This window comes from Aromatoleum diolicum (genome assembly GCF_012910955.1).
Classification (GTDB): Bacteria; Pseudomonadota; Gammaproteobacteria; order Burkholderiales; family Rhodocyclaceae; genus Aromatoleum; species Aromatoleum diolicum.
Window position 1 is genome coordinate 23,775 of record NZ_WTVQ01000044.1, and the last position, 17,546, is coordinate 41,320.

Here is a 17,546-nt window from a genome sequence, read left to right on the forward strand (position 1 = left end):
CCTATCCTGCATACGTGGATTTACGTATACGGTCTGGGCACTCGGACAATCTGCGCCCCCCCGAGACAACGGATTCAATTTATGCTTATCGAGCAGACGATCTTTGTCGTTGAAGACGAAAAGGCGATTCGGAATGCCGTTCGGCGCGGATTCCGAGCAGCGGGGTTTCGCGTCTAAACCTTGGAATATGCAGAGGGATTTCTAACAGACTGTCGGACTACGCCAACCACGGTCGCATAGTGTTTGCGAAGCGAAACGTGAATCGGGCCTGAAGGGGGTATTCAGCGCGAGTTTCATCGTTTCGAGCGCCGAGGCGCAACCTTCCCTTGATTTGTGTGCGTCAAGTTGTGCAAATTGGGTGATCGTGGAATCGGATGATGCTGTTGCGCTGGGGCCGGTGCGCAGGGCGTACCCCGAAGTGCCGGCCACCTCGCGGCTGCGTCACCAATCCGCGGCTGTAGCACCCCGAGCGGTAGCCGCTTCGACTCTCAGTATGCTCCCGAGGAACTCGGCCTTCTCGCCCTCCAGAACCTCCTGCAGCGCCTGCTTCATCAGCGCCTTCATCAGGTCACGATCGGTCGCCACCAGCGCTTCCACCTTGGTTTGCTTCGCATTACGCTTGGTCTTGGTCGTGGTGTGGGCCCGATTCGCCTCGCCCCGCAAGGCGTTGGCGAGTTCACCAGATCGGCGTCGGCTACGACAATGCTGGCGACGAGAATGCAGGCGACCTTCAAGGCTGTACCAATTTGGCACGACGCGTTTCCCAGTCAGCCAGCCAGGCGGGTAGTTTGGCGGCTGGCATGGGGCGCGCTATGAAGTAGCCCTGCGCCAGATCGCAGCCCTGTTGGCGCAGGAAATTCCAGTCCGCGCGGTCTTCCACCCCTTCGGCGACGGTCTTCATGCCCAACTGCCGGGCCATGACGAGGCTGGCGGTGAAAATGGCGCCCCGGGTTTTGTCCTGGGCGGCGCCATGGACGAAGCTGCGATCGATCTTGAGCTCGTCAAAGGGAATATCGCGCAACTGCGACAGCGAGGAATGGCCGGTGCCGAAGTCGTCGATCGAGAGGCCGACGTGCTTGAGCCGCAAGCGGGTGAGGATGTACAGGGGCGCGAGGACATCGGTCATCAGGCGGGATTCCGTCACTTCCAGGATCAGATCTTCCGCCGCCACGCCTGAACGGAGGACTTCGCCAAGGACATGATCGGCGAACTCCATCCGGGCCAGGTTGTGCATGGAAACATTGACCGCCACCCGCAGCTTCAGGCCCTGGTCCAGCCAACGCCGGGTTTGCCCGAGAGCCTCGGCCAGCACGACACGGGTCAGGTCGTCGATGAGGCCGCTTTCCTCGGCCACGCCGATGAAGTCATCCGGAAACACCAGTCCGTCGTCGGGGTGTTGCCAGCGAACCAAGGCTTCAACCCCGGTCAGGGCGCCGCTCACCACGTCCACCTTGGGCTGGTAATGATTCACCAGTTCGCCACCGCCTATGGCGCGCCGGACTTCCTCGGCGCCATAGCGCTTGGCGGCCTTGCCGGCGGCCTTGGGCGCCGTGCTGTGCCAACTGTTCAGCAGCGCTTGGAGACGCTCGAATTGGACTGGTTTGTTCAGGTGGCCAAGCACCTTTAAGTGATGGGCGCGGGCGAGACGCTCGGCGGTTTCCAGAATCCGCTCGCCTTCGCCGCTGACCAGCACCAGGGCGCCGGTGTACTGGCGCTCGACCAGCTGACGGATGAATTCCACCCCGTCCATGCCGGGCATGCTGAGGTCGAGAAAGATCAACGGTTCGCCGACCGACTGCGCGTCCAGCCGGTTCAGCGCCTCCCGGCCGGATGCGCAGGCCGCCACCCGGTCCAGCCCGAGGATGGCGAGCTGGCGCGCGAGCAGTTGCAACTGAAAGGCATCGTCGTCGACGAGCAGAACGTTCGCCGGCGCCGCGCCTTCCTGGGTCATGGCGCCGAGGGCCGCCGCCAGCGCATGTTCGAATTCGAGCGCCAGCGCCAGCATGGCATCGGCATCGCCATCCGTGCCCGCCTGTTCCAGCCGGGCGCAGACCTCGCCCAAGGCCAGGGCGCCGACGGCGCGGGACGAGGATTTGAGCTTGTGGCCACCGTCGCCCGCCGTTTTCCAGTCGCCCATGATGACGGCGGCGCGAATCTCGTCGGCCGTTTCTTGCGCTGAACGCCGGTAGTCCTCGAAAAACCGGGCAATCAGCGCCGGGTCGTCACCGATCTGCCTCGGCAGTACCGACCTGTCCAGCGCAGCCAGATGCAGGTCGGCCGGCAGCGCCGGGCTATCGCCGGCGGTTTCATCCGAACCTGGGATCGGCAGCCATTTTTCCAGCATGGCCTGGAGCTGGTCGAGGAGCACCGGCTTGGTGAGGTAATCGTCCATGCCGGCGGCCTTGCAACGAACCTCCTCGCTCTTCAGGGCATTGGCGGTCAGGGCAACGATGGGTAGATGCTGGCCATTGCGCTCGGCGCGCCGAATGGTGGCGGTGAGTTCGTAGCCATCCATTTCCGGCATGTGCAGATCGGTCAGCAACAGGGCGTGGTGGCCTTGGCGCCAACGGGTCAGGGCCTCGCGGCCATCGTCGGCGAGATCGGCGACGTAGCCCAGGAGGGCCAGCTGATGCAGGATGACGCTCCGGTTGATCTCGTTGTCCTCGGCAACCAGTATCCGGCTGCCGCGTCGCCGCACCGTTTCTCCGGAAAGGAACGCGAGGGGCGCATTGGCCACATCGGGCACTTCCTGGCCAGGCGCCTGGGCCAGGCCGGCGGCAAACGCCACAGCATCGAGCAGGGTCCGGCGGGTCAGAATGTTGCCGTCCACCGACACCAGATGGCTGCCCTCCTCGCGCAGCCCCCGGCGCAGTCCACGCCGGATGACCACGAAGTGGATATCGCTCTCCGGGTGGTCGCGGGCCGTGGCGCGAAGTTCATCCAGCGGTGGGCTGGCGACGCGGGTATCGATGACGATGATGGCGCGGCCCGGTGATCGGCTGGCGATCCATTGCCGGGAGGTCGCCAGATCGGCTGTCCGTTCCACCTCGGCTTCGTCATGGGCCAGGTAGGCGGCCAGATCGCCAGCCATGCCATCGGCAGAACCGAACACGAGACAGGACAGCCCGGCGAGCAGGCCGGGTTGCCGCCCGGCATCGGTTTGTCCCGACGGCAGTTCGAGGGGCAGGCTGACACTGAACAGCGAGCCTACTCCCGGCTTGCTGTTCACTCGGATTTCTCCGCTCATCATGTCCGCCAACTGACGCGATATGGCCAGCCCCAGTCCGGTCCCCCCATATTCGCGGGTGGTGGAAATGTCGGCCTGGACGAAGGGCGAGAATATCCGCGCCAGACTTTTCTCACCGAGGCCGATGCCGTTATCGGCGACCTGGAACTCCAGCCGAACGCCCTTAGCGTCGCTTTCGACCAACAGCGCGCGAACGGACACCCGGCCCGGGCGCGGCGTCGCGCCGGAAAACTTGATGGCGTTGTTGGTAAGATTGATCAGGATCTGGCGCAGCCGCCCCGGATCGCCCATCAACTCCGCGGGGATCGTCGGATCGGTGAACAGGGTCAACTCCACCTTTTTCTTCAGGGCCATGCGGTCGAGGATTCCGCAGGCCTTCTCGACCACGTCGGCGACACTCATCGGGACGTTGTCGATTTCGAGCTTGCCGGCCTCGATCTTGGAGAAATCGAGGATATCGTTGATCACGTCCAGTAGGGCAAACGACGAGTCGCGAATGATGTTGGCCATCTCCATCTGCGGGCCGCTGAGGCTGCTTTGTTGCAGCACCTCGATCATGCCGATGACGCCATTCATTGGCGTGCGGATTTCGTGGCTCATGTTGGCCAGGAAGGTGTTCTTGGCGGCATTGGCGCGCTCCGCCTCGATCCTGGCGGCGACCACCTCCCGCTCCGCCGCCTTGCCCTCGGTGATGTCGCGCACCACCCCGGTGTAGTGGCGCTCGCCCCCCAGCGTCATCTCGCTGATTGAAAGATCGAGCGGAAACGTGCCGCCATCCTTGCGCAGCCCCATGACCTCGCGCCCGGTGCCGATGATGCGCGCTTCGCCGGTGACGCGGTAACGCGCGAGATAACCGTCATGTTCGCCGTGGTACGGCTCCGGCATCAGCATCCTGACATTGCGCCCGACCACTTCGTTGGCGGCATAGCCGAAAATGCGCTCGGCGGCCGGATTGAAGGTTTCCACCTTGCCGAACTCGTCGATGGTGACGACCCCGTCCACCACGGTGTCGAGTATCGCCTGCAGGCGGGCGGCGATGTCGCGTACCGCGGCGGCGTCGGCCCTGGATTCCGTGGAGACACGCTCGCTTTCGCGCAACTCCTGTTCCGCCCGCTTGCGCTCCGTGATGTCGCGCGAAAGGCAAATGAAGCGCGCTTCCTGGCCGGACGCGACGGCCATGCGGGAAACGGAGAGTTCGAACCACGCCCGGCCTTGCGGCAACGCCAGCTCGAATTGCTTGCCGGTTGAGTGGCCGGTAGCGTCGGCCTCGCGCAAGGCCGCCAGGACAATATCCGCCGCATCGACGGGCAGGACCTCGGCGACCGTTTTGCTGAGCAATTCCTCCGGCGGGGCCGCCAGCAGATCGACGCGCGGGGAATGGCAAGTGTAGTAGCGGCCGTCGAGCCCAACCTCGAACAGCAAGTCGGGGATGGCGTCGAGGGTCGCTTGCAACTGGTTTTTCGTCGCGAGTATCTCTTGCTCGCGCTGCTTGCGCTCGGTGACGTCGCGAAATGCGACCACGCCTCCGACGATAGCGCCTTGCTCGTTGCGTTTAGGGGCGGTGGTGTATTCGACCTGTACACTCGCCCCATCCTTGCGCCAGAACACTTCATCCTCGACTCTGCGTACGACCCCATCGGCCAGGGTAGTATGGATAGGGCTCTGAGCTATCGGAAAAGGCGTCCCATCCCTCCTCGCGTAGTGCATCGTGGTGTGTGCCGTTCTCCCGATCAGCTCCTCGCTGCGGTATCCGAGCATTTTCGCGGCCGCGGGATTCTGGAAAGTGATTCTTCCCTCGAGATCCATGCCGTAAATGCCTTCTTCCAGCGACTCCAGAATCGACTCCCTCTGGCGTTGGAGTTTCGCCAGTGCCTGTTGCGTCCGTTTTTGCTCGGTGATGTCTTCGCCGATGCCCGCCGCCCCGATTACCTCTCCGTCGCCCGAACGCAGTACCGAATTGTTCCAGCGTATGAGCCGCCGCTCCCCCGACCGGGTGAGGATTTCGTTTTCGTGGTGCCATGTGTCGGGCAGGTTGCTGAGCAGCGCGGAAAAGAAGCTGCCTTTCAAGTCGTCCAGTTCCGGCGGCATGAAGACATCGAACCAGTTGCACCCGATCACTTCCTCGCGTTGCCAGCCGGTCAGGTGGAGCAGGAAATCGTTGCAATAGGTTATCCGTGCCTCGCGGTCGAGCATCATCGAAACCAGCTCGACATTTCCCAGCAGATCGCTGAAGCGACGCTCGCTTTCGCGTAATTCCTGCTCGGCCCGCATACGGTCGGTGATATCCAGGTGCATGACCACGACGCCATCCGGAAGCCCATCGGCCAGGGGGCTTGCCATCATCAGGAACCAGCGCTGCCGGGTTGGCGAATGGCAGGGATATTCCATCGAAAAGTGATTTACCGCACCATTCTGCAGCGCACGAATTCCCGCGGCGGCCTGTTGTGCGGTGGCTGCGTCATCGCCCTGCGCACTGTCGCAAGCATCGAGGTAATTGGCGCCAATCCCATATTCCGCGCACTGCAGCGCATTCGCGTCGGCAAATCGCTGCCATGCCTGGTTCACCGAGACGATGCGCCCCTCGCTGTCGAGCAAGGCGATATGCGCGGGCAGCGCATTGAGGATGGTGATCTGCCTAGCGGCGTGGTTGTGACGCAGCTGCTCCTGGACGTGGCGCAACAGGAACGTCCGGCCGTCACGGTCCGACACGCCGTCCACCTCGCCGGCCGTCAGTTCCTCCAGACGTCGCCCGGTTGCGTGCAAGGTCTCGATCAGCGCGGAAATTTCTTCGTTGGCATCCAGCGGAGGCTGTGGTTCGACAGGTTTCATGCCGCGCTGTCCAGCAAGCCCAACGTCAGCAACACGGTCTGCGTCTGGCTGAGCGTACCGACGATTCTCCGCACCGGCGGCGGCGTCAATGCGACCAGGGTCGGCGTCATGAAGATGCCTTCCGCCAACGCGCGCTTCGGCTCCCGGAAGACGTCGACAATTTCGATTTCATGGCGATCCGCCAGGTGGTCCCGGCAGAATGCGGCAAGGTGGGCGACCGCCTGGACCGAGTTTGGCGCATCGCCAGCGACAAAAAGCCGGAACGTGAATTGGGGCTGTCGTCTCATGGCTGGCTCGCTTTCCCGCCCGCGATCGTCTCATCGTCGCCGCGCAACTCCTTCATCTGGGTGCGGCCGCGCGACAACTCGCCTTCGTGACTCTGTGTGGAGCGGACCAGCAAGGCCTTTTCGACCTGCTTCGCCACGAGTTCCGTCTCCAAGGACTTCATGCGCACCTTGAGCTCTGCCTCCTCGGCATCGAGTTTGACCCGCTTGAGCTTCGCGGCGGCCTCGGCGGCCTCGCTGGCGACCCGCTCGGCGCGTTCCTTTTCCCAGCGCAGGGTGCCCATCAACACCTCGCCACCGGCCGTGTAGGTGTCGGCCAGCGTCACCCCCGCGTCGCTCAGGATCAGTTCGCGCACCTGGTTCGAATGCGCCGTGCCACGGGATTTGACGATGGACAGGCCGCGGTTGCGCTCGCCGGCCTGGACCAGATAGCTGAGGTGGATCCAGGTGTCGGCCAGGGTCGAAATCTGTAGTGGCGAACCGCTTTCGGTCCGGTTCGACATCTCGTCGAGCAGGCTGGTGCAGACCAGGGTGATGCCTTCGCCCTTGGACCAGTCGATCAAGCGGTCGGCCACGCTTTGCGCGGTCGTGTCGTTGCTGGATTTGTACCAGGTGGACACAGGATCGATCACCAGACAACGGGCGCCATGCTCTTCCGCCTCGGTCTTGATGCGCACCAGGTAAGATTCCGCGCTGCCCGCGATGGAGCGCGCCGAGATCATGCGCAGACAGCCGCTTTTGACATATCGATCCAGCCCGATGCCGACCGAGGCCAGGTTTCGGATCACCTCGTTGCAATCCGAATCGAAGCTGACGAACAGGGTGTGTTCGCCGCGCTGGCAGGCTGCCCCCGCGAAGGCTCCGCTCAGGGTGGTCTTGGCGGTGCCAGAATAACCGGTGACCAGAATGCTGGCGCCGCGGTAGTAGCCGCCGCCAAGCATGGTATCGAGCCGCTCGACGCCGCTGGGAACGCGCTCGTTGCTGACCTTGGGATGGACATGAACGCGGGTGCGTGCGACGTCGACCACCAGCCCACCGTTGCCGATCAGGAACGGCGATTCATTCTCGTCGAAGCCGGAGCCGCGATATTTCTGCACCCGCAGATTTCGGTACGACACGCCTAGCGCCACGCTGTGGTCGAGGATGACGGCGCAGTCCACCATGAATTGCATGAAACCGAACGGCTGCTGGATGACGACGCTGTTTTCGTCTCCGCCCGCCTTCGCGGTGATGATGCCGGTCAGTTCACGCGCCAGTAACCACTCGTGCAGCCGGTAGATCTCGCGCCGCTTCGCCGCCGGGTCGGGCAGCAGCGCCAATACGACATCGAGGGCGTCGAACACGATCCGTCGCGCCCGCATCGCCTGGGCCTGGGCCTCCAGTGCCGCGAGCATCCCGCCGAGATCGAAATCGCCCGCCTGCACCAAGTCGGACTTCGGTTGGGCGTCGAGGAAAAACAGTTCTTTCTTGCGCAACAAGTCGGCAAGTCCCCAGCCGAAGCTTTCAGCATTGGCCTCGATGCGCCGCGAGGATTCCTCGAAGGCGACGAAGATGCCCGGCTCCTTGCAATCCCGCGCGCCATGCGCCAGGAATTGCAGCGCCATTATGGTCTTGCCGGAGCCGGGACCGCCTACCAGTAACGTCGTGCGGGCGCGCGGCAAACCGCCGCGGGTGATCTCATCGAAACCCGCGATGCCGGTCGGCGCTTTGCTGGACTCTTTCGCGACTTGCGCGGGCTGGTTGGGTTCCATGCCGCCTCCCCATTTCACTATGTCGTATGCACAATCCGGATTTTGTCCTTGGCTGTCTGTGCGTTAGCAAACGCTATTCGCCTCTTTTTGCTCACGCGGCCATGCCGTTGCCAAGCCCCCCCTGCCGCGATGCCACGCGACAGGTCGATGCACGGTGCGCGTGCCTACGACGGAAGGAAATCCCCTTGGCTGACGCGCGCCATTCCGCTAGTTGCCGAGGTGGTTGGCATGCATGTGGGTACGGTTCTGAAATGGGCCCCGCCGCGCTGGACCGAACGGTGTCGATGCCATCGTCAAGGGCGGGCAGCGAGGACTCCGGCACGGTTCGGGTCGCATCCTGACGTTTGTTCAGGAGCAGCAACTGAGATTGAAGATGATCGGTTCGAACCCTGCACAACACACCTGGTGAATTCCACGGAACATCAGGCGATGTGCATGTGGAACCGACGTTCGCGATCGCCTTGGCACTCGGCACGGCAGGTCAGGTCGGTCAATTGGCGGGCGAGCTGGATCAGGATCGACCCCACCCCGCCGGCGGCGCCGACGACGGGGCACTGTCCGCCGGGGGGCGGTGCAAGGCTGCGGCATCGCCTGCAAATCGCGACTGGATATCGCCGACGACCTGCCCAGCGGTCGGCTGATCGATCTTTTCCCGGGGACCCGGTGCGAGTTGGTGCCGCTTTACGCAGTCTATCCCAGCCGGCAGTATCAGCAGGCCCGGCTGCAGGCCCTGTTGCAATTCCTGCAGGCGGTCTTCCGGCACAGCTCTAGGCCGAATCGGTTGCAGACGCTGATTGAGCGGCGTGCGCAAGGAAGGATTGATCTTGCCCATGCATCACAACCCGGTTCTTGCCCAACAGCTTGGCTTGATATAAAGCCTTGTCGGCGCGGTCAATCCAGCTGAGAAAGGTGTCTGTGGATTGCGGGATCATTGATGTACCGCCGACACTTACGGTAAGGCACTCACCCACGCTGGAGCCTCTGTGCGCGATAGCCAGTTCCTCCACATCGCATCGCAATTTTTCGCCGAGCGACTGGATCGGTAGAAAAGGCGTTGCGGGCAGGATCACCGCAAACTCTTCGCCACCGAAACGTACCGTGAGATCGGTCGGCCGCAGGAATCGCTGCCGCATCACCGCTGCTACCTGCTTTAATGCATCGTCTCCCGCCAGGTGGCCATAGGTATCGTTGTATCGCTTGAAGTCATCCACATCAATCATCAGCAGGGAGATCGGACTCTGGTCTCCGATGGCCTGTTTCCATTGCGCTTCGATATACTCATCGAAATATCTTCGGTTGCTCAATCCCGTAAGCCCGTCCTGATTGGACAAGCGCAGCAATTCGAGATTCTTTTCCTGAAGCTGCTGCTGGCTGCGCCGCAGGGCCTGGTAGGCCTGATCGCGCTGGACCTGGTTCAAGAAGTACTTCGAGTGATAGCGAATGCGGGCGATCAACTCAATGCTGTCCGGCAGTTTGACCAGGTAATCATTGGCCCCCGCCGCGAATGCCTCGCGCTTGACCGCCGGCTCTTCCTTGGTCGACAACACGATCACCGGGATATCCTGGGTGGCCGGGTCGGCACGGTACAACCGGACGAGGGCGAGTCCGTCCACGTGGGGCATCACCAGATCCTGAAGGATGACGGTCGGCTTGACTTTCCTGGCAATCACCATGGCGTCGGCCGGGTCACTGCAATAATGGAAGTCGATGTTCGGCTGGTCAGCCAACACCCGGCGTATTGCCTCGGCGATGATGAGCTGATCGTCCACCAGCAGCACCATGACATCATTGGTGTCTGGCGGCACGGTCACCCCCGCTTCGCTATCAATTGTTTTGCGCATCTTCATGCCCCCTTCGTCATCCTCGCACTAGCGGGCGAACAGGTTGACCAGTTTCGGCGCAATCTGCTCCAGTGCCACAATATCGACGGCCGCATCCAGCCTGGCCGCGGCTTTCGGCATGCCGTATACCGCGCTGCTCGCCTGATCCTGCGCCATGGTGTAGTGGCCCTTGTTGCGCAGCGCCTTCAGGCCGAGCGCACCGTCGCGCCCCATGCCGGTGAGCAGCACGCCCACGACGGTGCCGGGCCAAAATCGGCAGGCACTCTGAAAAAATACATCCACCGAGGGCCGGTATGGATAATCGACCGGCTTGGCGGTATAACCAAGGTGACCGGGGGCTTTTAGCGTCAGATGATCGTTCGTGGCGGCCAGCAGCACGACACCTGCCGCTGGTGCTTCGCCTTCGCGGGCGACCCGGACCGGCAACATGCAACTCAAGGCCAACCACTCCGCCATGCCGGCGGCAAACTGCGCATCCACATGCTGGATGATGACAATCGCTGCCGGGAAGTCCCTGGGCAAGCCCCGCAACACGGCGCTTAGCGCCGCCGGGCCGCCAGCCGACGCGCCCATCGCCACCAGATTTTCTCCGTAGGGGGCGAGCCCCCGGCGGCGAGCGTGCTCAATGGCGGCATGGTTGCCATTCTTGTCGCGAATGAGTCTCTGGACGGTTTCTATTTTTGCCAGCAGCGGTGACGTGCTCTCGCTCCAGGCGGGCGTATCAACCGCATCAAGGGCGCCCTGCCCCATGGCCTCGAACACGCGCGAGGCATTGGCCCCAACACTAACCGTCACGATCAGAATGGCGCAGGGCGTTTGGGCCATGATCCGGCGTGTCGTCTCGACGCCATCCATGCCGGGCATGATCAGGTCCATCAAGACCAGGTCTGGTGTTGCTTTGGCACACTGTTCTACGGCTTCCGCGCCATTCCTGGCGACCCAGACAACCTGATAGCCCGGCTTCTGCGTCAGCGCACGGCGCAGGGCTTCCACGGCCATGGGCATGTCGTTGACGATGCCGATCTTCATGCTTCGGCCTCGCCGATCATGTCCACCACCGCCGCCAATAATGTCTCGTCGTGGAAGCTACCCTTGGTCAGGTAATAATCCGCACCGGCTTCGAGCCCGCGGCGACGGTCTTCCTCGCGGTCCTTGTAGGAAACGATCATCACCGGCAGATATTTGAGGTTGGGGTCTTTCTTGATCAGCGTGACCAGTTCGATGCCATCCATGCGCGGCATGTCGATATCGCTGACCATCAGATCGAAATGGCCGGTGCGCGCGGCGTTCCACCCATCCATGCCGTCCACCGCGACTTCGACCTCATAGCCGGCATGAGACAGCAACTTGCGCTCCAGCTCGCGGACGGTCAGTGAATCATCGACCACCAGTACGCGCTTGCGCTTGCGGTCGGTTGTGACGCTGCGCTGTACCAGGCTCAAATGCCCTGCGATGACGAGCTTTTCGACTGAACGGACGAGGTCCTCGACATCCACGATCAGCACCGGAGAACCGTCTTCCATGAGGGCGCCAGCGGCGATATCCTGGACCTTGCCGAATCGAACGTCGAGCGGCTGCACCACCAAGGCGCGCTCACCTAGAAAGCGATCGGCGACCAGACCGTAGCTATTGCCGCCATCGCTGACGACAATCACCGGCAGCTCGTTGCCCGCCAGTTTGGGTTCGCCGCCCCCCAGCAACTGGCAGGCATTGACCAGACCGACAGCACGGCCGTCAAAATTAAAATGTTGGCGACCTTCGATCAATTCGATCTGCTCGCGCGGCAGCATCAGCGTGCGCACGATATACGCCAGCGGGAAAGCGTAAGGCTCACCGTCTATCTCCGCCAGCAGTGTGCGTACCACCGACAGTGTTAGCGGCAACTGCATCAGGAAGCGCGTGCCGTGGCCCAGCTGCGGCACCACGCGGACCGTGCCGCGCACCCGCTTCACCATGTCCTGCACGACATCCAGGCCGACGCCACGGCCGGAAACCTCGGTAACCGTGTCGCGCAGCGTGAAGCCCGGCAGGAACACGAAGGCCAGCAACTCGGCGTCAGAGAGCTTGTGGGCGGTCTCACTGTTGACATGGTTGCGCTCGATGACGGTCTGGCGCAGCAAATCCAGATCAATGCCGCGCCCGTCGTCGGTGACAATGATCTGCAACATGCCGGCGCTGTGGCGGGCCTCAAGCGTGATGACGCCCTCAGCCGGCTTGCTGGCGGCAAGGCGCTCCACCGCGGATTCGATACCGTGGTCGATGGCATTGCGCAGCAGATGGCCAAGCGGCGCATCAAGTTTTTCCAGAATATCCCGATCCACCTGTGTCGCCTTGCCGACGATGTCCAGCCGCACCTGCTTGCCGAGGGCATGACCGAGATCGCGCACCATGCGCGGAAAACTCCGTATGCCGTCGGCAAAAGGTCGCATGCGGCAGGCCAGCGCCTCGTTGTAGAGGCGCTGCGCCAGATTGGTTGAGCGGCTGTCGAACATGTCCAGTTCGACGAGGCGTTCAGACAGCAAATGCCGCGAAGCGATAATCCGCTGCTGCAAGTCGGCGAGCGCGGCGGCGCTGCACTCGTCCAGCACCTGCCCGGTCAGCGCCGCACGCAACTCATCCAGCGCCGCGCTGGTGTCGGAATGCAGGCGCTTGAGGCGCAGCAACGATTCGGAAAACGGCTTAAGCCAGCGCGACTCGACCAGCGACTCGCCGGTGAGCCCAAGCAGACGGTTCAGGTTTTCCGCCCTGACGCGCAGGACGCGTTCGGCGCTTTCACGGGCATCGGCAAAAGCGGTAAGCGGCTCGACATGATCGGCCAGCACCTCGCTTTCCCCGGCGGCCGGCAGGCTGTCTGCGTCGGCCAGCGCTTCGGCGACCTCGCCATTGTCCAGCAGGCCCTTGAGTTCGGTCAGGAAAGTGGTCACCGCCAGCGGACTTTCTGCGGTTGGCCGGCTGATTTCGGCTTCCGGCAGATTGCCGAGGTGAAGCAGCAAATCCCCACCGCGCAGCAGCAGGTCGATATGTTCTTTTCCTAGCCTGATATCGCCGCGCTGGGCGGCGACAAAACAATCCTCCATGGCATGCGCCACGTCCACGCCGGCATGGATGCCGACAATGCGGGCGGCGCCCTTGAGCGAGTGGGCCGCGCGCATGCACGCCTCAAGCTGGTCGGCTGCGGCGGCATCGTTCTCCAACTCCAGCAGGCCGCTCGTCAACACCTGCGTCTGGCTTTCCGCCTCCTGGCGGAAGAGCTCCTGCATCGACATCTGACTGAGGTCGCCGTGGCTCATGCCAGACTCCGGTTGAGGGTATAAAACAGCAACTGGTCGTCGAGCAGGCCGACTGATGATTCTTGCTGCCAGGGCAGCAAGGCCAGCGTGTAAGTAGCCGTTGCCTTTGCCAGCGTTGCCGGCACCGGTATCTGTTGGCGCCGATGAAAACGCAAAATCCCGTGCACCTCGTCGACCGGGCAGACAAGCCGGTTGCCGTCGCGCTGGATGACCATAAAACGTTCGCCCGCAGCATGATGATTGTCGCGCTTGCCTTCCTTGGCTGCTTGCAGACTCAGCACCTCGCGCAGCGAAACGCACGCCAACAATTCGCCGCGAATGTTGGCCAGACCGAGCGCCACGCCATTACGGCGGTGCGGCACGGCGTGAATCACTCCGGGATTGGCGATTTCCTTGAACAGGATGCTCGGCAACGCTAGCCATTCATCGCCGATACGAAACACGACCACCGCCTGCCGATCGATTTCCACCAGGGGCTTTGCCTGCGCGACATGGCTGGTCCAGTGCGCCAGATGATCTGCAGGCAGTTCGGCATCGAGCAAATCGACGGCCGCCGTGGCGTAAACCGGGCAGTTTCGGCAGTGAATATACTTTTTCAACTCCGGACAGGAAGAATCACCACGGACGCCAATGCCGTTCCAGCAGTCGTTGATGGTGGGGCGGGAAGCGTCCAGTGCGGTGGCGGATGGTTTGCTCATGTCAAGGGGCTCGCATCGGCGCCGCCCTCCGCACGCGATCGCGCAACACCTGCGCCCCCTTAGCATCCCCCTGTTTTTCCAGCAGGAAAGCAAGGTGGGACAAGCTATCCAGGTGATTGGGATCGAGGTAGAGCGCCTTGCGGTAGTGCTGCGCGGCTTCCGGCAGATTGCCGCCGACATCGCGGATCAGGCCCAAAAGATAAAAGCCCTGGGGCGAAGGGCCTTGCCGCCGCATCTGCTCCTCGCAAGATTTTACTGCCTCTGCCAGGCGTCCCTGATCGGCCAGTGCGGAAGCTTCCGCCATCCACGCATCGGGCTTGACCAGCAGCGCTTGCAGCGCGCCAGGCCGAGGCGCGGCAAACACTTTGCCCAAACCTTGACGCTGTTTCTGCGACAATGCCGTTACTACAGTGGGCGCTGGCCGAATGGGCGAACGGATAGCCGGGGGCACTGTAGCCGGAACCCGTAGGACGGTCCGCGCTGCGACATCGATCTTTCGAAAAGCGAAGGCCAGCGGCACCTTGGCCGATACGAAGTCGTGGCTGAGCATCAAACCGGTTTCAGACGGGCCGATAAAGAGTACCCCCTTGGCCTTGAGCAGGCGCTGCAACACCCGGACGGCGTTATCCTGAGTCGCGCGATCGAAGTAAATCAGCAGGTTGCGGCAAAAAATTATGTCGTAGCGTTCCTCGCCCGGCAAAAAATCGGGCGCCAACAGATTGGCATGATGGAAAAGCACCTGGCGCTGCACCGCATCGCCCAAATGATGGCCATGTGCGGTGGCGGAAAAATAACGATCGCGGAAATCGAGATGGTTGCCGCGGAATGAGTTTTTGCCGTATACCGCACGCCTGGCGTGGGTGAGCACCCGCGCGCTGATATCCACAGCATCGATTTGAAAGCGGCTCCCCGGAAAGCCGGCGCCCAGCAATGCCATCGCCATCGAGTAAGGCTCTTCGCCGCTCGAACAGGGGAGACTCAACAGACGCATCACGCCGTGTGGGTGGGTGGGCAACCATTCCTCGGCGGCCATCCGGGCCAGTGCAGAGAATGCCTCGCGGTCTCGGAAAAACCAGGTTTCAGGCACGACAACCGCTTCAATCAAGGTTTGCAGTTCGCTTGGCGAGGCGCGCACCGCGTCGAGGTAAGCCGCCATGTCGTTCAGTTTGCACGCGGACATGCGCGCCTGCACCGCGTGCTCGATCGCCGCAGAGCCAATCGAGACGGCATCCAGGCCCATCGCCTGCTTCAGCAAATTCTCGAAGGCGGCGTAGCCCATCAACTGGCGACCGGTTGTTTAAAGAGCAGGTCGCGCACGGCCGACGTCAGCAACTGATCCACTTCAACCCGTTGAATCAGCCCGCGCGCGTCACTAGCCACCGGGCCGAGATAGGACGCGGCATCGAGGTCAACTCCGGTGGTGACGAAGTCCGAGGGATCGCGCCGAATGGTCTCCGTAACTCTTTCGGCGATCAGGCCGAGCAAACGCTGTTCACCATTGGTATCAGGATAGTGCGCGAGAATGATGCGCGTGCTCAAACGGCAGTGGGCGGGGCGCCCCAGCGCCATTTGACTCAAATCCACCACCGGCACCGGCTCGCCGCGGAAATCGAAGACGCCGGCCACGGCGGGCGGTGCCTGCGGAATCTGTTTGAGGCGCACCAACGGCAGCACTTCAGTCACCTGGCCGGTATCCAGGGCGTAACGGTCGTTACCCAGTTGAAAAAGGAGGAAGAGCATATTCGCCTCGCTCCGGAAAGGGTCTATCGAACAATCGGCTGCCCCTGCACTCGACCGTCATACCAGGAACTTCAGACGCTCAACGCCGCCCGACAGGCCACTGACCACCTGATTCAGCCCATTGATCGCCAGCCCCGACTGGCGCAAGGTTTCAACCGTCTGCTGTACCGCCTCGCTCAACTGGCCGAGTGCCTGCGTTATCTGCTCGCCCCCGCTCGCCTGCGCTTGCATGCCTTCGCTAACGGATTCAAAGCGCGGCGCTAGGGCTTGCACCTGCTGGATGATCTGCGATAACTGGCCGCCCACCTGCTGCACTTCCTGCATGCCGCGGCGCACCTCCTCCGAGAACTTGTCCATGCCCATGACGCCAGCCGACACGGCGGACTGGATTTCCTTGACCATCTGCTCGATGTCGTAAGTTGCTACCGCCGTCTGGTCGGCCAGACGACGAATCTCGGTGGCCACCACGGCGAAGCCCCGACCATATTCGCCGGCTTTCTCGGCTTCGATGGCGGCATTGAGCGAGAGCAGGTTGGTCCGATCGGCCACCTTGGTGATGGTGGTTACCACCTGGTTGATGTTGCTGGCCTTTTCATTGAGCACGGCCAGTTTGGCATTGATTGAACTGGCCGCCGCCATCACCTGATGCATGGTCTCTTCCATATGCGTCAGGCCTACCTGCCCACTGCCTGCCAGTGAGGCCGAATGTTCAGCCACCTCGGAAAGCTCGCTCATCGTCTTGACAAACTCTCGCGAAGTGGCGGAAATTTCCCTCGAGGTCGCACCGATCTCGGTGGTGGTCGCCGCGATCTCGCTGGCCGTGGCCTGCTGTTCCTTGGTGGTCGCTGCCAACTCGTTGACGGAAGTACCGACCTGCGCACCGGATTGTCCCAGCTCGGCACTAAGCAACCCCAGCGGCCGGGTAATCGCCCGCAGCAGGTATATGCCGCAGACAACTGCGAGCAACAGCGCAATGCCGAAAACGAGCAGAATGCTGGCGTTGGCCGTATCTATCGCTTCAAATATTTGCCGGGTCGCATCATCGACGCTGATCTTGTGGTACTCGACCACGGCTTGGAGAGCGCCTCTCACCTTTTCGAATAACGGTTCAAAGCTGTCGATCTGCGTATGCGCTGCCTGGTTATTGTTGACCGAGCCAAGTTTCAGGACAGCTTCCTGAGCCAGCGCATAGGTGCTGTACAGTTTCTTGAAAGCGTCAAAAACTTCCCTGTCCTTGGCCTGGAAAATGGTTGTTTCGTAGTTCTTGATCAAGCTTTCAAGAGTGCCCCTGTTGGCTTGAAGCAGTGAATCCACTTGCTGGATTTTGGCCGGTTCCTCGTGCTCCTCGTGCAGAAGATGCTCCTGGGTCAGTGAATAATTGGTGACCAGGGCGGTCATGAGCTGGGTGCTGAAGTAGATGCCGGGCATGGCGTCCCGGTGTATTGTCGTGGCCCTCTGCTCGATTAGGGCAAGCCGCATGTAAGCGACGCCCCCCATGACCACCATCAGGGCAAGAATGACGGCAAAACTAGCCAGAATCCTCTGGCGTATGGTCCAGTTCGTCATGGGGCAGCCTTTCGTGGATTGGTGAGAGTAGTCACCGCACATAATCCGGGAAGGGATTATGTCCGTTCAGCCGGCAGCGTTCTGTTCGCCAGGACACAAAGCGGCAAGAAATTGCTTCTTTTCGCCCGTTTCTGCGGGAGATTCGGATTGTCTTGTCGAGCAAAAGCATCATTTGTCAGTGATCGCCGTAATGGAGCCACGCCTGACCGGCGTAATGGAGCCAGTTTGAAGAGGTAGAAACGGGCTATTTCGGGGTCAAGAAGTCGGTGATTTTACCTGTTTGGCAAGGGCAGGTTTTTT

Annotated in this window: 11 protein-coding genes and 1 pseudogene; 1 reads left to right on the forward strand and 11 read right to left on the reverse strand. The window is 62.1% G+C overall.

Features of this window, described 5'->3' with window-relative positions:
- Positions 1 to 441: 441 nt before the first annotated feature.
- From GPA25_RS19465 to kaiC, 4 genes are read right to left on the reverse strand one after another with little or no spacing between them, the layout of a single operon-like run.
- The gene (locus GPA25_RS19465; protein ID WP_169262063.1) at positions 442 to 753 is read right to left on the reverse strand and encodes a hypothetical protein; all 312 of its coding nucleotides are present in this window, start codon (positions 751 to 753) and stop codon (positions 442 to 444) included.
- On the reverse strand, positions 731 to 6,076 hold the full coding sequence (locus GPA25_RS19470; protein ID WP_169262064.1) for a PAS domain S-box protein: 5,346 nt from the start codon (positions 6,074 to 6,076) through the stop codon (positions 731 to 733). Before GPA25_RS19470 ends, GPA25_RS19465 begins: the two co-directional genes overlap by 23 nt.
- Positions 6,073 to 6,363, reverse strand: coding sequence for a circadian clock KaiB family protein (locus GPA25_RS19475; RefSeq protein WP_169262065.1), 291 nt, complete (start codon positions 6,361 to 6,363; stop codon positions 6,073 to 6,075). Before GPA25_RS19475 ends, GPA25_RS19470 begins: the two co-directional genes overlap by 4 nt.
- Positions 6,360 to 8,111: a circadian clock protein KaiC gene (kaiC, locus tag GPA25_RS19480; protein WP_169262066.1), complete on the reverse strand. Its 1,752-nt coding sequence runs from the start codon at positions 8,109 to 8,111 to the stop codon at positions 6,360 to 6,362. The genes GPA25_RS19475 and kaiC overlap by 4 nt, the downstream gene beginning before the upstream one ends.
- A 571-nt stretch (positions 8,112 to 8,682) precedes the next feature.
- Between kaiC and GPA25_RS24385 the strand changes: the two are divergent.
- Positions 8,683 to 8,808: pseudogene (locus GPA25_RS24385) on the forward strand (hypothetical protein); the annotation flags it as partial.
- 70 nt (positions 8,809 to 8,878) lie between these two features.
- Here GPA25_RS24385 and GPA25_RS19485 read toward each other — a convergent pair.
- The 7 genes from GPA25_RS19485 to GPA25_RS19515 are packed head-to-tail and all read right to left on the reverse strand — an operon-like array spanning position 8,879 to position 17,246.
- A complete protein-coding gene (locus tag GPA25_RS19485; RefSeq protein ID WP_281357742.1) occupies positions 8,879 to 9,958 on the reverse strand; it encodes a diguanylate cyclase in 1,080 nt (359 codons plus the stop codon).
- A 21-nt stretch (positions 9,959 to 9,979) separates the two neighbouring features.
- A complete protein-coding gene (cheB, locus tag GPA25_RS19490) occupies positions 9,980 to 10,981 on the reverse strand; it encodes a chemotaxis response regulator protein-glutamate methylesterase (protein WP_169262067.1) in 1,002 nt (333 codons plus the stop codon).
- Positions 10,978 to 13,242, reverse strand: coding sequence for a hybrid sensor histidine kinase/response regulator (locus tag GPA25_RS19495; protein ID WP_169262068.1), 2,265 nt, complete (start codon positions 13,240 to 13,242; stop codon positions 10,978 to 10,980). Before GPA25_RS19495 ends, cheB begins: the two co-directional genes overlap by 4 nt.
- Complete coding sequence (locus GPA25_RS19500) at positions 13,239 to 13,940, reverse strand: chemotaxis protein CheW (RefSeq protein WP_169262069.1); 702 nt, start codon at positions 13,938 to 13,940, stop codon at positions 13,239 to 13,241. The genes GPA25_RS19495 and GPA25_RS19500 overlap by 4 nt, the downstream gene beginning before the upstream one ends.
- Before the next feature lies 1 nt (position 13,941).
- Complete coding sequence (locus GPA25_RS19505; RefSeq protein ID WP_169262070.1) at positions 13,942 to 15,219, reverse strand: CheR family methyltransferase; 1,278 nt, start codon at positions 15,217 to 15,219, stop codon at positions 13,942 to 13,944.
- Complete coding sequence (locus GPA25_RS19510) at positions 15,219 to 15,680, reverse strand: chemotaxis protein CheW (protein WP_169262071.1); 462 nt, start codon at positions 15,678 to 15,680, stop codon at positions 15,219 to 15,221. Before GPA25_RS19510 ends, GPA25_RS19505 begins: the two co-directional genes overlap by 1 nt.
- 57 nt (positions 15,681 to 15,737) lie before the next feature.
- On the reverse strand, positions 15,738 to 17,246 hold the full coding sequence (locus GPA25_RS19515) for a methyl-accepting chemotaxis protein (RefSeq protein ID WP_169262072.1): 1,509 nt from the start codon (positions 17,244 to 17,246) through the stop codon (positions 15,738 to 15,740).
- Positions 17,247 to 17,546: the final 300 nt, after the last annotated feature.

What these genes read in the sequence shown, in the direction of transcription:
- GPA25_RS19470 (WP_169262064.1), bottom strand. Translation starts at nt 6,076, where the DNA reads ATGAAACCTGTCGAACCACAGCCTCCGCTGGATGCCAACGAAGAAATT.
- GPA25_RS19475 (WP_169262065.1), bottom strand. Translation starts at nt 6,363, where the DNA reads ATGAGACGACAGCCCCAATTCACGTTCCGGCTTTTTGTCGCTGGCGAT.
- kaiC (WP_169262066.1), bottom strand. Translation starts at nt 8,111, where the DNA reads ATGGAACCCAACCAGCCCGCGCAAGTCGCGAAAGAGTCCAGCAAAGCG.
- GPA25_RS19485 (WP_281357742.1), bottom strand. Translation starts at nt 9,958, where the DNA reads ATGAAGATGCGCAAAACAATTGATAGCGAAGCGGGGGTGACCGTGCCG.
- cheB (WP_169262067.1), bottom strand. Translation starts at nt 10,981, where the DNA reads ATGAAGATCGGCATCGTCAACGACATGCCCATGGCCGTGGAAGCCCTG.
- GPA25_RS19495 (WP_169262068.1), bottom strand. Translation starts at nt 13,242, where the DNA reads ATGAGCCACGGCGACCTCAGTCAGATGTCGATGCAGGAGCTCTTCCGC.
- GPA25_RS19500 (WP_169262069.1), bottom strand. Translation starts at nt 13,940, where the DNA reads ATGAGCAAACCATCCGCCACCGCACTGGACGCTTCCCGCCCCACCATC.
- GPA25_RS19505 (WP_169262070.1), bottom strand. Translation starts at nt 15,219, where the DNA reads ATGGGCTACGCCGCCTTCGAGAATTTGCTGAAGCAGGCGATGGGCCTG.
- GPA25_RS19510 (WP_169262071.1), bottom strand. Translation starts at nt 15,680, where the DNA reads ATGCTCTTCCTCCTTTTTCAACTGGGTAACGACCGTTACGCCCTGGAT.
- GPA25_RS19515 (WP_169262072.1), bottom strand. Translation starts at nt 17,246, where the DNA reads ATGACGAACTGGACCATACGCCAGAGGATTCTGGCTAGTTTTGCCGTC.